This is a genomic window from Streptomyces sp. NPDC048825, from assembly GCF_043198355.1.
Lineage (GTDB): Bacteria > Actinomycetota > Actinomycetes > Streptomycetales > Streptomycetaceae > Streptomyces > Streptomyces xiangluensis.
The window spans coordinates 63650-77318 of the sequence record NZ_JBICUR010000016.1; the positions used below are offsets into that span (position 1 = coordinate 63650).

Sequence of the window (13669 nt, forward strand, 5' to 3'; positions counted from 1 at the left end):
ATTCACTCGGAAGAGGTAGCTCATGGACGCTGTGACCCAGGTCCCCACCCCCGTCAACGAGCCGGTGCACGGCTACGCCCCCGGCTCTCCCGAGCGCGCCCGGCTCGAGGCCAAGCTCAAGGAGCTGGCCGAGAACCCCATCGACCTTCCCTGCACCATCGGCGGCGAGAAGCGGATGGGCGGTGGCGAGCCGTTCCAGGTCGTGCAGCCGCACAACCACAAGGCCGTGCTCGGCACCTTCCGCAACGCGACGCAGCAGGACGCGCAGGACGCGATCGACGCGGCCCTGGCCGCCGCGCCCGCCTGGCGCGCGATGTCCTTCGACGACCGCGCCGCGATCATCCTGCGCGCCGCCGAGCTGCTGTCCACGACCTGGCGCGAGACACTGGCCGCCTCCACCATGCTCGGCCAGTCGAAGACCGCGCAGCAGGCCGAGATCGACACCCCCTGCGAACTGATCGACTTCTGGCGCTTCAACGTCAAGTACGCCCGTGACCTGCTCGCCGAGCAGCCCGTGGCGAACTCGACGGGCGTCTGGAACCGCCTCGACCACCGCCCGCTGGAGGGCTTCGTCTACGCGATCACGCCGTTCAACTTCTCGGCGATCGCGGGCAACCTGCCGACCGCGCCCGCCCTCATGGGCAACGTCGTCGTGTGGAAGCCGTCCCCGACGCAGACCCACGCGGCCGTCCTGCTCATGCAGCTGCTGGAGGAGGCGGGCCTGCCCAAGGGCGTCATCAACCTGGTGACGGGCGACGGTCTGGCCGTCTCCGAGGTCGCCCTGAACCACCGTGACCTCGCGGGCATCCACTTCACCGGCTCGACGAAGACGTTCCGGCACCTGTGGAAGACGGTCGGCGCGAACATCGACAAGTACCGCACGTACCCGCGTCTGGTCGGCGAGACGGGCGGCAAGGACTTCCTCGTCGCGCATCCCTCCGCGGACCGCGCCGTGCTGAAGACCGCGCTGACCCGGGGCGCCTTCGAGTACCAGGGCCAGAAGTGTTCGGCGACCTCCCGCGCGTACATCCCGGCCTCCATCTGGAACGCCGGTTTCAAGGAGGAGTTCGCGGCCGAGGTCGACGGCATCAAGATGGGTGACGTCACCGATCTGTCGAACTTCATCGGTGCCGTCATCGATGAGCGCGCCTTCGCGAAGAACAAGGCGGCGATCGACCGGGCCGCGGAGGACCCGAAGTGCACGATCGTCGCGGGCGGTTCGTACGACGACTCGGTGGGCTACTTCGTCCGCCCGACCGTCGTCGAGTGCTCCGACCCGGCCAACGAGGTCTTCACGACGGAGTACTTCGGCCCGTTCCTCGCGGTGCACGTCTACGACGACGAGAAGTACGAGGAGATGCTGGCCCAGATGGAGTCGGTGTCCGACTACGCGCTCACGGGCGCCGTCATCGCGAACGACCGCGCGGCGGCGGCATACACCGCGGAGAAACTCCGCTACGCCGCCGGCAACTTCTACATCAACGACAAGTCCACCGGCGCCGTCGTCGGCCAGCAGCCCTTCGGCGGCGGCCGCAACTCCGGCACCAACGACAAGGCCGGCGCCCCCCAGAACCTCCAGCGCTGGACCCTCACCCGAGCCGTCAAGGAAACCCTGGTCCCGCCGACGGACTACCCGTACCCGCACATGGGCTGATCCGGTCGTCGGACCGCCGAAGTCCTCTACGCGGACTCCGCCCGGCAGCTTCTCCGGTCAGACCTCGAAACCGGCCCCGGGGAACAACGGAACAGCGGTTAGCCTCGGTCCACAACGATGACAACGGGGTGGACCGAGGCCCACCGCAGGGAGGGGACGGGAGCCGATGAGTCTTCGTCAGTACGAGTACGCCCTGGCCGTTGCCGAGGAGGGCTCGGTGACGGCGGCGGCGGAGCTGCTGCACGTCGCTCAACCGTCGGTGTCCCAGCAGATCCGCGGCCTGGAGCGGGAACTCGGCGTGAAACTGTTCGCCCGCACGCCGACCGGACTGGTGCCCACCGTGGTCGGCCGCGCGTTCCTGCGGGAGGCGGAGGTCGCGGTGAGTGCGTCGCGGCGCGCGAGAGCGACGGCGCGGGCCGGTGCCGACGAGCTGGTGGGCGAGCTGGTGGTCGCGGTGCAGATGGGCTTTGGCACCCGGCAGCTGCCGGGTGTGCTGGGCACGCTGCGTCGCCGCTTCCCGCGGCTGGAGGTCACCGTCTTCGAGGAGCCGAGCTCCGCCGAGCTGGAGCGGCTGTGCCGCCGGGGCGTGGTGGACCTCGCCCTGATGGCGTCGTGCGAGCGAAGTCCCGCCGACGCCCACCACCTCGGCGACGAGGAGTTCGTCGTGGTGCTGGGCGCCGGGCATCGGCAACTCGCCGCGGACCGGGTCGAGCTGCGCGAACTGGAGGGGGAGCCGTGGGTGAGGTTCGACCGCGACAGCGCGCTCGACGGCGTGCTGCTGAGCGTGCTGCGGGACAACGAGCTGACCCCGACCACGGCCGCCCGCGTGTCCCAGACGGCGACGGCCGTGCGCTGGGCCGCCCACGGGCTGGGGGTCACGCTCGTCCCGGCCTCCGCGGTGCCCCACGGTCACGAGGAACTCGTTCGCCCGGTGTTCCCGGTCGTGTCCCAGCCCGTCATCGCCGTGGTCCCGCAAGGCGCGGGCCCGGCGGAGACGGCGCTGCTCGAACTCCTGCGTCAAGAAACCTGGTCCGAGTCCGCTTTCTTTTCACCCGTTTCCTGACGGCCGGGCACGAGACGGGCGCCGCTGAATTCTTTTCGTCGAAACGGACGTTCCGGAATTCCGTCGGCGTCAACCCATGGGGAATTCGCCGCCGTCCACGACGAGATTCCTCCCGGTCAGCCAGCTCGCCCGCTCGGACACGAGGAACAGCACCGCGTGGGCGATGTCTTCGGGCTGACCGTCGCGCCCCAGCGGCGGGGTGTCGTCGGCGTTGGTCTCCGCCGGTGCCCCGCCCATGCGCGCGGACACCTCCGCCCACTGCTCCCGCGTTTGTTCGCCACCGGGGGTGGCGGTTCTGCCGGGAGACACGGCGTTGACCCGGATTCCGAGCGAGGCCAGTTCCAAGGCCAGTCCCCGGCTGTAGTTCTCCAGCGCCGCCTTCGCCGTGGTGTAGTGCAGAAACGGCCCTATCGGGGTGAGGACCGCGGACGAGGAGACGTGCACGATCATCCCCGAACGCCGTTCCCGCATCCCCGGTATCAGCAGCGAGTCCAGCCGCACCGACGCCAGGAAGTTCAGGTCCAGGGCGTCCTGCCACTCCTCGTCGGGGATGGCCGAGCTGCCCTCGTGCGGTCGCGCCCCACCCGCGTTGTGGACCAGGACGTCCACCCCGCCGAGCACCTCCTGTGCGGCAGCGGCGAGCGCCTCCGCACCAGCCCGTGTCCGCACGTCGGCCTCCACGAAGGTGGCCCCCTCCGGCACCGTGCTCGTCTTCGACCTGGCCGTCGTGAGCACCTGGGCGCCCGCGTCCAGGAGTTGGCGCACGACGGCCGCTCCGATTCCGCGCGAACCACCCGTGACCAGGGCCCGCTTTCCCGCGAGTTCTCGCGTTCCCGATCCGTTCTCGATCGTGGTCATGCCACCGGTCCTCTCGATCGCGTAATTGCCCGCTCGACGAAAAGGATCGACGTGCGCAGAGCGCGAATCTTCGGAGAAATCGCGGTGAGCACCTCGTCGAGCTGTTTCACGGTACGTACGGGAAAGAACGAGAGGCAAAGACGAAATGTCAGTACGTGCTATAGGGAATTCCTATGGCATCCCGGCCCCTCCGCCCGTGACCGGCGCAGGAAGCGGATCGAGGCGACCCCGTCCTGGTCCTGAAGAAGGGCTGAAAGCCACTCAACCGGCCTGTGGGCGGGTAACCTCCGCGCGCGCTGTCCGGGTCCCTCCCGTTGATCGCCATCAACGAAAGGGACGGCACATGACAATCCGCACGATGAGGTTCGGGTTGGCGGGCACGGTGGCGGCAGCAGCCATGACGGCGTCGTCGTTCACATCGCCCGCCGTGGCGGACCCCGCTGCCCCTGCCTCCGCCCTCGTCCCCGAGAGGGACCACCACCGGTCGACCCAGCAGGCCATGGACGCCGCCGTCAAGGACGGTGTGCCCGGAGTGACCGGCCAGGCGAGGGGCAAGTACGGGATCTGGAACGGCACTTCGGGTGTCGGAAACCTGAAGACCCAGCAGCCGCGCGGCGCCCAGGACCGCTACCGCGTCGCCAGCATCACCAAGACCTTCGTGTCGACCGTGCTGCTCCAGCTGGAGGCGGAGGGGGAGATCGGGCTCGACGACACCGTCGAGCAGTGGCTGCCCGGCGTCGTCCACGGCCATGGCCATGACGGCAGCAAGATCACCGTACGACAGCTCCTCAACCACACCAGCGGTATCCGCAACTGGACTCTGGACCCGGAGATCCGACGGATGGTGTTCAGCAAGGAGTTCCTCAGACACCGCTATGACACCTGGACCCCCGAGCAGCAGGTGCAGATCGCCATGCGCCATAAGCCGGACTTCGCGCCGGGCAAGGGCTGGAACTACTCCGACACCAACTACATCGTGGCCGGAATGATCATCGAGAAGGTCACCGGCCATACGTACGGGGCCGAGATCCAGCAGCGCATCATCGAGCCACTCGGCCTGCAGGCCACGAGCGTGCCCGGTACCGACCCGCACCTGCCGCAGCCGAGCAGCCGGGCCTACTCGAAGCTGGGGGACCCGGAAGAGAAGAAGACGTACGACGTCACTGAGTACAACCCGTCCGTCGCGGGCGCGGCGGGCGGGATGATCTCCAACTCGGCCGATCTGAACCGCTTCTTCACGGCGCTGTTGCGCGGCCGGCTGCTGCCGGAGCAGCAGCTGGACGAGATGATGACGACCGTCCCGATGGACGAAGAACACCCTGACGTCCGCTACGGTCTCGGCCTCCGGCAGTCCAAGGCGAGCTGCGGCAAGGAAGTCTGGGCGCACGGCGGTGACTTTCACGGCACGGTCGCGGTCGCGGTGACGACCCGCGACGGCAGCCACGCGCTGGCGTTCAACTTCAACGGCGACTGGGCGGGCGACATCGACGCGGTCGTCGACGCCGAGTTCTGCGGCAAGTGACCTTCACCTGAGGGCGAGCCAAGGCCGTCCCAGTTGCCAATATGGCCGCCCTCCGGCTACCACCTACGGACCGCGAGACGGGCGGTCGCCCGTCTCGCGGTGCTGAACGTCGTGCGATGGTCAGCGGTCGCAGGTCGTGCGGCCCGGGTACCAGCGGCAGGCGAGGGCCGCGAAGCCGCCGTCCGTCACGACCGGGACGGTGAGGGTGTCGCCGCCGTGGACGACGCGCGGCTCCCGGACCAGACCCGACGGGCCGTCGGTCACGGTCTCCACGAGCCATTTGCCCGCGCCGAGACGCATGGGTACGTCCACACTCTGGGCCGCGCCCGCGAACGTACCGCCGATGAACCAGCGGCCGTCCGGCGCTTTCCGCGCCAGCACCGCGGAGCGGCCCGGGTCGCCGGTGAGCAGGCGGGTCTCGTCCCAGCCGGTGGGAAGCTGCTCCAGGTAACGGCGGGCCTCGGGGCGGGCGTCGTACGACTCCGGAGTGCCGGCGAGGTTCTGGATGCCGGACTCGTAGAGCACGCTCAGGCCCAACTCACCCGCGTCCGACTGGACGTTGGGGCGGTACGGGCGGTGGAAGGCGCCCGGGGTGAAGTCCATGGAGCCGATGACGTTGCGGGTGAAGGGCAGTGCGGCCAGCTGTGCCGCCGTGTTGTTGCGCTTCTCCTCGCCGCCGACCCCCTCCAGCGTCATGACGTGCGGCCAGGTGCGCTGCATGCCCTTGGGGATCGTGGAGCCATGGAAGTTGACCATGAGGTGATGCTTCGCGGTGTCCTTCAGCACGTCGTCGTACCAGCTCATCCGCTCCTGCGACTCAGAGTCCATGAAATCGATCTTCACGCCCTTGACGCCCCACTTCTCCAGCGTGGAGAGCCACTTCTCGCGTTCGACGGGGTCGGTGAGGAGGGTGTAGTGCAGCCAGACGTGGATGCCGACGCCGCGTTCCTTGCCGTAGCGCACCAGCTCCGGCATCCAGCTGTTCGTCTGCCAGTCCGGGTCGATGACCTCCCACTCGCCGGGCTTGAAGTACCAGCCCGCGTCCACGACTTCGTACGGCCAGTTGCGCTCGGCCGCGTAGTCCACGTACTTCTTCTGCGCCTCCAGGCTCTGCCCGGCCTCCTTGCCGCCGGCCAGCCAGGTCCACAGCGCCGCGCCCGGCTTGATCCAGGAGGTGTCGCGGACCCGGGACTTGGGGGCGAGGTCGTCGGTGAAGGTTGACTCGGTGACGGTCGCCAGATCACCTGTGATCATCGCGCGCCAGGGGGTGGTGAGCGGGCCGGACGCCTGGACCGGCTCGTCGTTCCACAGACTCACGCCGTACGTCGGCGAGTTGGCCGCGTGGGTGAGGTGGGCGCCCGCGTAGCTGCCGGTCAGGTCCGACTCGGCTATCAGGGCGTAGCCGCCGTCCGTCTTGAAGAGGGCCTGCATCGAGTACGTGCCCTCAGGCGCGGCGGCTGCCGACTCGTAGCGGATGAAGGGGAGTTCGTTGTCCGCGCGATAGCGGTTGATGACGGCCTCGGCCGTGGCGGGGAAAGTGAAGGCGGAGGCCTCGCGTACGACGTCGCCGTGGTCGCCCGGCAGGACGTAGCGGTAGGCGACGCCGTCCGGTGCGACACGCGTGAGCAGGTCGAGCCGGGCGCCGTCGGCTGTACGGAAGCGGAAGCGGGACTCGGTCATCCGGGCAACGCGCGTGTGGGACTTGCCGGTTGGGATGGTGTAGCGCTCGTTGACCGTACGGTCGGTACGGCCGGCGAAGGTCAAGTCCTTGGAGAAGTCGGCCTGCTCGGTGACGATGCCGAGCGGAGACGGTTCGAGGACGGTGCGGCCGGCGCGTCTCACGGTGAGCGTCGGCCGGCCGTCGTCGAGAGCCACCACGGCCGTGGGGGAGCCCTGCGGGCCGCGCACCTCCCAGGATGCCGGGGCCGCGGGCGCCTCGGCGCGAGCGGGAAGCGCCGCGGTGGCCGTGGCGAGCAGTGCGGAGCAGAGCGTCAACACGATGGTGCGGGCCCGGGGTTGGACCGCCATGTAGAACCCCTCCTGTCACAGACATCGGATGACTGTGAGCGTGAAGGGGCTCTTGAGGAGTGTCAAGGAGTCTGACAGCATCAGACATCGGATTGCTGATGACTGGTTCAGTACAGAGACCGGACCTTCGGCGTGGGAGGTGGCCGGAGGAAGGTGTCAGTCCGGGAGCGTGAGGACGAGCTTGCCCTGGACGTGTCCGGACTCGCTCAGCTCATGGGCCTTGGCTGCCTCCGTGAAAGGCAGGACCGCCTCCACGTGGATACGCAGGCGATTGCTCGCCAGGAGCGAGGCGATCTTCCCCAGGCGGACGCCCGACGGCTCCGTCAGGACGACCGCGAAGCGCATGCCCCGGGCGTCCACGTCCTCGGGGGAGAGGCCGAGGTCGCCGGGGATCGCCGAGATCAACAGGCCGCCGGGACGCAGGGTGTTGAGCGTGCGCGGGCCGTAGTCGCCGCCGATCAGGTCGAGGGCCACGTCCATGTCGTGTACGGCGGTGGCGAAGTCCGTGGCCGTGTAGTCGACCGCCTCGTCGATGCCGAGGTCGTACAGGAAGCCGTGTTTGCCGGCGCGCGCCGTGCCGATGACGTACGCGCCCTCTGCCTTGGCGAGCTGTACTGCCGCGTGGCCGACACCGCCCGCCGCCGCGTGCACCAGCACACGTGTGCCCGGGGCGACTTGGGCGAGGTCGACGAGGGCCTGCCAGGCGGTGAGCGTCGCCGTGGGCGCGGCTGCCGCGTGGACGTGGTCCAGTGTCGTGGGCTTGGCCGCGAAGTGCTCGGCCGGCGCGGTGACGTGCTCCGCGTAGCCGCCGGCCGGGATCTTGCCGAAGACCTCGTCACCGGGGCGGAAGAGTGTGACGCCCTCACCGGTCGCCTCGACCACGCCCGAGACATCGCCACCCAATGTGAACGGCGGCTCCCCGAGGACCGGAGCCGCCCCTGAACGCACCAGCCGGTCAAGGGCGTTGACCCCCACCGCACGCACCCTCAGCAACACCTCACCCGGACCTGGAACGGGCCGCTCCCGCTCCTCGATCACCAGAACCTCGGGTCCGCCGAACCGGTGCTGGGTCATCACACGCGTACGCGGCAGTGCGGTGGTCATCGGGTCTCCCTCCCGAAGCCGAAGCCGAAGCCGAAGCCGGAGTCGCGAACCGCTCCACTCCCCATCGTGCTCCCGAAGCGAGCCGTCCGCACCCCGCCTTCCGCATCCGCCGCCCCCGCGATACTGACGCGATGACCCTCCGACTGCGTACCGCTCACACGGCCGATCTCGCCCCCGCAGAGCTCCGCGCCGTCCGCACCCTCCTGGACGACGCCTTCGAGGGTGACTTCAGCGACGAGGACTGGGACCACACGCTCGGTGGCGTCCACGCCCTCGTGCACGACGACACCGGTCTCGCCGCACACGGCGCGGTGGTCCAGCGCCGGGTGCTGCACCACGGCCGCTCGCTGCGCACGGGTTACGTCGAGGGCGTCGCGGTCCGCGCGGACATCCGGCGCCAGGGGCTCGGCGGCCGGGTCATGGCCGCCCTGGAAGGGGTCATCGACCGCGCGTACGCACTCGGCGCGCTCTCCGCCACGCACGAGGGCGAGGGCCTGTACGCCTCTCGTGGCTGGCAGCCGTGGCCGGGCCGGATCCACGCCTTCAGCCCGGACAGCCCGGACGGCGTCGTGCACCTCCCGGACGAGGAGGTCTGGCTCTTCCTCCGCCCTGCCTCCACCGGTGCGCTCGACCCCGCGTACGAACTTGTCTTCGACTGGCGCGACGGCGACGTGCTCTGACCGGATCGACCCTCATTGCAGGTCAGAGGGGTGTGACCCATTCCACCGTCTCAGATAGTAGGAAGCCCAAGTAATTGTGGAGACAGACGCCCGGTCCTCGCTTAGCTTTGTAGAAGCCGAACGTCTCGCTCGACCAAGCGAATGGCGGTCGTGAGCCGGAGCCCTAGGCAGGCAACCCCTGCGGCACCGCTCCCCGCCCCACCCGGCGTCTCGTAACCCCCTCCGCACTCCGTGCTGTCCTAAGGAGTCGATTTCCCATGGCCGAGACGACCGTCCGCCGAGTCCGTCACGTCTCCCGTACGAGCGAGTCCGACCGTAAGAACGCCGCCGCCGCACTTCAGCGCGCCCTCGACCGCAGGGACAACGGCGGCGCGACGGGCCACTGAGCCCCCGCCTTCGATGGGCCGCTGAGCCCTCAGCTTCCGGGAGCCGCAACCCGTAAGTGGTGCGGCGCGGCCTCAACTGCCGCGCCGCACCTCGAAGTAGTCGATGCGCCCACCGTTCTGCGCGAGCGCCGACACCTTGAGCTTCGCGGACGAGCCGGTCTCCGCCTCGATCGCGAGGAACGAAAAGCCGGTGTAGCGAACCCGGGACCACTCCACGGTCTCCGGGTTCTCCGATTTCCCCTTGGTCCAGCGGAAGCTGTCGACCGACTCCCGGTCGTTCACCTTGCCCTCGTAACTGTCCTTCACCCCGTCCGGAAAGCCGTACAGCTCCTTGCCGGCGCCGCCCGCGGTGACGTACACGGTCCCGTCGCGCGTCGGATCCGTCGAGGCGCCCACGGGCACACGCTTGCCGACCTCGCCGCCCTTGATCGCATCGGTCCGTTCGTAGACGTGGTTGTGCCCGTTGATGACCAGGTCCACCTGGTGCTTGGTGAACAGCGGCAGCCAGGCGTCGCGCAGGCCGCCGTCCGAGGCGTGCGTCGACGTCGAGTACATGCAGTGGTGGAAGAACACCACAATGAAATCAACGGACTTGCGCAGCTCCCCGAGCCGCTTGTCCAGCCACTCGCTCTGCTTCCCGTCCGAGTAGCCGAGGTTGGCGGGTATCTCGTACGAGACGTCGTTCGCGTCGAGCGCCACGATGCCGACATTGCCGTACGTGAACGAGTAGACGCCCGGCGACCTCTTCGGATCGAAGCCGTTGTCCGGGAGTGACCAGCGGGCCGCCTGGCCGCCGTAGCCGTCCGGGGAGTACCAGGCCTCCATGTCGTGGTTGCCGGTCGTCACCATCCAGGGCACGGACTTCGCGACCGACTCGGTCTGCGCGAGGAACTGGTCCCAGACCCGGGCGTCGTATGTGTCCGAGTCCTTGCCGTGGCCGGTCGTGTCGGCGTAACAGATGTCGCCCGCGTGGAGGTGGAAGGACGGGTTCTGGCCGAGGATCACCTGGTCGTTGGCGAGCGCGTCATAGCTCACGCCCTGGTCGCCGAAGGCCGTGAACACGAACTGCTCGGGGCGTGCGGGCGCCGTACGGAACGAGCCGACCGTCGACAGGCGTTCTGCCGACGTCGGGTCGAAGCCCTCATGGCCGACGCCGTAGTAGTACGTTGTGCCGGGCTTGAGGCCGTCGAGGGCGGCGTGCAGGTAGTACTGCTCGACTGCGGGCAGCTTCTTCGACAGGGACGGCGTGCGCAGGTCCCGGACCTCGGCGTCGATCCTGCGGCTCAGGTCCCAGGGCTTCGAACCCACCCGCACGTAGGGCTTCTTGACGGCGAACGGCACCTGCCAGGAGATCCTCATCTGCGTCTTCGGGTCGGCACCGAAGGCGAGATGACGGCCGAAGGGCGCGACCACGGAGCCGGGGACGCGACCCGTGACGGGATCCGTCACCGGTGAGGACGTCGTCCGCGCGGGGCTCGCCGAGTCCTCGCCCGTACAGCCGGCCAGCAGCCCCGCGCCCGCGAAGGCGCCCGCGGTCACCAGCGCCCGCCGCGACAGTCTCGCCCGCAGGTACTCGTGCTGCTCCGCCATGCTCATACGGCGGGCCAGCTGCTCGGGGATGCCGACGTTCGGGACGGGGTGCTCGGGCGGTGACCCGCCGGGTGGAACAGTCATGGTGGGAAAACTTCCCAGCGAGCCCCAACACAGGCCTGACTTCTGGGTGAACGGAGGCTGACGGGCCGATGCTGCGTCACTCGGCGGGCCGTGGACGGGCTATGGATGGGCTGTACATGTGTGTCCGTATCGCGGACGTGCCGTGTCATCCCGTGGGACGGAGGAGTAGGGTGCCGACATGTCTCGCAGCCTCAATCTCGCAGTGATCCCCGGTGACGGCATCGGCCAAGAGGTCGTTGCCCAGGGCCTGAAGGTGCTCTCCGCCGTCCTTCCGCAGGATGTGAAGCTGGAGACCAAGGAGTACGACTTCGGCGCCAAGCGTTACCACGCCACCGGAGAGACCCTCACCGACGCGGACGTCGACGCGCTCAAGAAGCACGACGCGATCCTGCTCGGCGCGATCGGCGACCCGAGCGTGCCGTCCGGCGTCCTGGAGCGCGGCTTCCTGCTGAAGCTCCGCTTCCTCTTCGACCACCACGTCAACCTGCGTCCGTCGAAGCTCCTGCCGGGCGTCGCCACCCCGCTCGCGGGCCAGCCCGAGATCGACTTCATCGTGGTCCGCGAGGGCACCGAGGGCCCGTACACCGGCAACGGCGGCACCATCCGCAAGGGCACCCCCCACGAGGTCGCCACCGAGGTCTCCGTCAACACGGCCTTCGGTGTCGAGCGCGTCGTCCGCGACGCCTTCGCCCGTGCTCAGGCCCGCCCGCGCAAGAAGCTGGCGCTGATCCACAAGAACAACGTGCTGGCCTTCGCGGGTCACCTGTGGACCAACATCTTCAACAAGGTGGCCGAGGAGTTCCCCGACGTCACCACCGAGTACATGCACGTGGACGCGGCGACGATCTACCTCGTCACGCAGCCCGAGCGCTTCGACGTGATCGTCACCGACAACCTCTTCGGCGACATCATCACCGACCTCGCCGCGGCCGTCTCCGGCGGCATCGGCGTCGCCGCGAGCGGGAACATCAACCCTTCCGGCGAGTTCCCCTCGATGTTCGAGCCGGTGCACGGCTCGGCCCCGGACATCGCAGGCCAGGGCAAGGCCGACCCCTCCGCCACCGTCCTGTCCGTCGCCCTCCTGCTGCGTCACCTCGGCTTCGAGGCCGAGGCTGCCCGCATCGAGGACGCCGTCTCCGCCGACCTCGCGGAGCGCGGCACCACGACCCGCACGACCGACGAAATCGGCGACGCGCTCGCCGCCCGAGTATCCGGCTGACCCGCCGGAACTCCTCGAGCCGCCGGGTCGCTTTCGCACCCGGCGGCTTTTCCTATGTCCCGCCGGGTGCCACCATCATCCCCTGGGCCGCATTCACACCCATATCCTCCACGGCTCCGTTCACGCGATAATCGAACGTGGAGCCGCGGATTGAGGGAATGCTCGGACGCCCTAACACTGGCCATCGGCCAGTATGGGCGTGAGCGCGGCCCCTACAGACAACCGGTGAAGGACAACCACTCATGACGACGCCCACGATCGAGCTCAAGCCCTCCGCGCATCCGCTCTCCGACGCGGAGCGGGAGGCGATCCTGGCCAGCCCCGGGTTCGGCCGCCACTTCACCGACCACATGGTGACGGTCAAGTGGACCGAGGGCCGCGGCTGGCACGACGGGCAGCTGGTGCCGTACGGGCCGCTCTCTCTCGACCCCGCGACCAACGTCCTGCACTATGCGCAGGAGATCTTCGAGGGCCTCAAGGCCTACCGGCAGCCGGACGGCTCGGTCGCCACCTTCCGTCCCGAGATGAACGCCCAGCGCTTCCAGCGGTCCGCCCGCCGTCTCGCCATGCCCGAGCTGCCCGTCGAGACGTTCATCGAGGCCTGCGACCTGCTCGTCCAGCAGGACAAGGCATGGGTGCCGGCGCACGGCGGCGAGGAGTCGCTCTACCTGCGCCCATTCATGATCGCGACCGAGGTCGGTCTGGGCGTGAAGCCCGCGAACGAGTACCTGTTCATGGTCATCGCCTCCCCGGCCGGCGCCTACTTCCCGGGCGGCGTGAAGCCCGTCTCGATCTGGGCCTCCGACGACCGCGTGCGCGCCGTCCCCGGCGGCATGGGCGACGCCAAGACCGGCGGCAACTACGCCGCGTCCCTGCTCGCCCAGGCCGAGGCCGCCGCGAAGGGCTGCGACCAGGTCTGCTACCTCGACGCCGTCGAGCACAAGTGGGTCGAGGAACTGGGCGGCATGAACCTGTACTTCGTGTACGGAGACAAGATCGTCACCCCGACGCTGACGGGCTCCATCCTGGAGGGCGTCACCCGCGACTCGCTGCTCTCGGTCGCCGCCGACCTCGGTTACGAGTCCGAGGAGGCGCGCATCTCCATCGACCAGTGGCGCGCCGACACCGCGAACGGCAGCCTCACCGAGGTCTTCGCCTGCGGCACCGCCGCCGTCATCACCCCCGTCGGCACGGTCAAGTGCCACGCCGGCGAGTGGCAGCAGAGCGGCGGACAGCCCGGCGCGGTCACACTGAAGCTGCGCGAGGCGCTGCTCGACATCCAGCGCGGGGTGAGCGAGGACAAGCACGGCTGGATGCACAACCTCGGCTGACGGCCTTTGTCTGAAGCCGTGTTGGTCCCCGCACTCCCCAACTGGAGGGCGGGGACCGGTGGTTCACGGTGCCGGAACGCCAACCGCCTGACACGCACGGACGCCTGACGCGCCGTCCAGGTTGTACGCATTCCGTCTGATTGACCCCGT

11 protein-coding genes are annotated in these 13669 nt (G+C 69.1%); 7 read left to right on the forward strand and 4 right to left on the reverse strand.

The genetic code is table 11. The features are described from left to right. Window positions 1-22: 22 nt before the first annotated feature. Both pruA and ACGFNK_RS32795 read left to right on the forward strand, forming a co-directional pair. Window positions 23-1654: an L-glutamate gamma-semialdehyde dehydrogenase gene (pruA, locus tag ACGFNK_RS32790; protein ID WP_393421712.1), complete on the forward strand. Its 1632-nt coding sequence runs from the start codon at window positions 23-25 to the stop codon at window positions 1652-1654. 166 nt (window positions 1655-1820) lie between these two features. Beyond that, a complete protein-coding gene (locus tag ACGFNK_RS32795; protein ID WP_393421714.1) occupies window positions 1821-2717 on the forward strand; it encodes a LysR family transcriptional regulator in 897 nt (298 codons plus the stop codon). 69 nt (window positions 2718-2786) lie between these two features. On the opposite strand, the gene ACGFNK_RS32800 is transcribed toward ACGFNK_RS32795, so the two are convergent. After that, on the reverse strand, window positions 2787-3575 hold the full coding sequence (locus tag ACGFNK_RS32800) for an SDR family oxidoreductase (RefSeq protein WP_393421716.1): 789 nt from the start codon (window positions 3573-3575) through the stop codon (window positions 2787-2789). Between the two features lie 343 nt (window positions 3576-3918). Here ACGFNK_RS32800 and ACGFNK_RS32805 point away from each other — a divergent pair, with 343 nt between their 5' ends. Next, complete coding sequence (locus tag ACGFNK_RS32805; RefSeq protein ID WP_393421717.1) at window positions 3919-5097, forward strand: serine hydrolase domain-containing protein; 1179 nt, start codon at window positions 3919-3921, stop codon at window positions 5095-5097. 120 nt (window positions 5098-5217) lie between these two features. On the opposite strand, the gene ACGFNK_RS32810 is transcribed toward ACGFNK_RS32805, so the two are convergent. Together ACGFNK_RS32810 and ACGFNK_RS32815 are read right to left on the reverse strand one after the other, a co-directional pair. Continuing rightward, entirely contained in the window at window positions 5218-7125 is a 1908-nt protein-coding gene (locus tag ACGFNK_RS32810) for a glycoside hydrolase family 97 catalytic domain-containing protein (RefSeq protein ID WP_393421719.1), read from the reverse strand. Window positions 7126-7281: 156 nt separating this feature from the next. After that, window positions 7282-8229 carry an NADP-dependent oxidoreductase gene (locus tag ACGFNK_RS32815; protein WP_393421721.1) on the reverse strand — a complete coding sequence of 316 codons (948 nt, stop codon included), beginning with the start codon at window positions 8227-8229 and terminating at the stop codon, window positions 7282-7284. Window positions 8230-8360: 131 nt separating this feature from the next. Between ACGFNK_RS32815 and ACGFNK_RS32820 the strand changes: the two genes are divergently transcribed. Next, window positions 8361-8909: a GNAT family N-acetyltransferase gene (locus tag ACGFNK_RS32820; protein ID WP_393421723.1), complete on the forward strand. Its 549-nt coding sequence runs from the start codon at window positions 8361-8363 to the stop codon at window positions 8907-8909. 257 nt (window positions 8910-9166) lie between these two features. Next, window positions 9167-9295: a hypothetical protein gene (locus ACGFNK_RS32825; protein ID WP_121406138.1), complete on the forward strand. Its 129-nt coding sequence runs from the start codon at window positions 9167-9169 to the stop codon at window positions 9293-9295. A 72-nt stretch (window positions 9296-9367) separates the two neighbouring features. Here the strand turns inward: ACGFNK_RS32825 and ACGFNK_RS32830 are convergent, their stop codons facing one another. Continuing rightward, window positions 9368-10969, reverse strand: a complete 1602-nt coding sequence (locus ACGFNK_RS32830; RefSeq protein ID WP_393421725.1) for a fibronectin type III domain-containing protein — start codon at window positions 10967-10969, stop codon at window positions 9368-9370. A gap of 178 nt (window positions 10970-11147) precedes the next feature. Between ACGFNK_RS32830 and ACGFNK_RS32835 the strand changes: the two genes are divergently transcribed. Together ACGFNK_RS32835 and ACGFNK_RS32840 are read left to right on the forward strand one after the other, a co-directional pair. Continuing rightward, on the forward strand, window positions 11148-12188 hold the full coding sequence (locus ACGFNK_RS32835) for a 3-isopropylmalate dehydrogenase (RefSeq protein WP_386356715.1): 1041 nt from the start codon (window positions 11148-11150) through the stop codon (window positions 12186-12188). A 242-nt stretch (window positions 12189-12430) separates the two neighbouring features. Next, complete coding sequence (locus ACGFNK_RS32840) at window positions 12431-13519, forward strand: branched-chain amino acid aminotransferase (protein ID WP_393421727.1); 1089 nt, start codon at window positions 12431-12433, stop codon at window positions 13517-13519. Window positions 13520-13669: the final 150 nt, after the last annotated feature.

Excerpts from the sequence above, each read along its gene's own strand:
- pruA (WP_393421712.1), top strand. The coding sequence starts at position 23 with ATGGACGCTGTGACCCAGGTCCCCACCCCCGTCAACGAGCCGGTGCAC.
- ACGFNK_RS32795 (WP_393421714.1), top strand. The coding sequence starts at position 1,821 with ATGAGTCTTCGTCAGTACGAGTACGCCCTGGCCGTTGCCGAGGAGGGC.
- ACGFNK_RS32800 (WP_393421716.1), bottom strand. The coding sequence starts at position 3,575 with ATGACCACGATCGAGAACGGATCGGGAACGCGAGAACTCGCGGGAAAG.
- ACGFNK_RS32805 (WP_393421717.1), top strand. The coding sequence starts at position 3,919 with ATGACAATCCGCACGATGAGGTTCGGGTTGGCGGGCACGGTGGCGGCA.
- ACGFNK_RS32810 (WP_393421719.1), bottom strand. The coding sequence starts at position 7,125 with ATGGCGGTCCAACCCCGGGCCCGCACCATCGTGTTGACGCTCTGCTCC.
- ACGFNK_RS32815 (WP_393421721.1), bottom strand. The coding sequence starts at position 8,229 with ATGACCACCGCACTGCCGCGTACGCGTGTGATGACCCAGCACCGGTTC.
- ACGFNK_RS32820 (WP_393421723.1), top strand. The coding sequence starts at position 8,361 with ATGACCCTCCGACTGCGTACCGCTCACACGGCCGATCTCGCCCCCGCA.
- ACGFNK_RS32825 (WP_121406138.1), top strand. The coding sequence starts at position 9,167 with ATGGCCGAGACGACCGTCCGCCGAGTCCGTCACGTCTCCCGTACGAGC.
- ACGFNK_RS32830 (WP_393421725.1), bottom strand. The coding sequence starts at position 10,969 with ATGACTGTTCCACCCGGCGGGTCACCGCCCGAGCACCCCGTCCCGAAC.
- ACGFNK_RS32835 (WP_386356715.1), top strand. The coding sequence starts at position 11,148 with ATGTCTCGCAGCCTCAATCTCGCAGTGATCCCCGGTGACGGCATCGGC.
- ACGFNK_RS32840 (WP_393421727.1), top strand. The coding sequence starts at position 12,431 with ATGACGACGCCCACGATCGAGCTCAAGCCCTCCGCGCATCCGCTCTCC.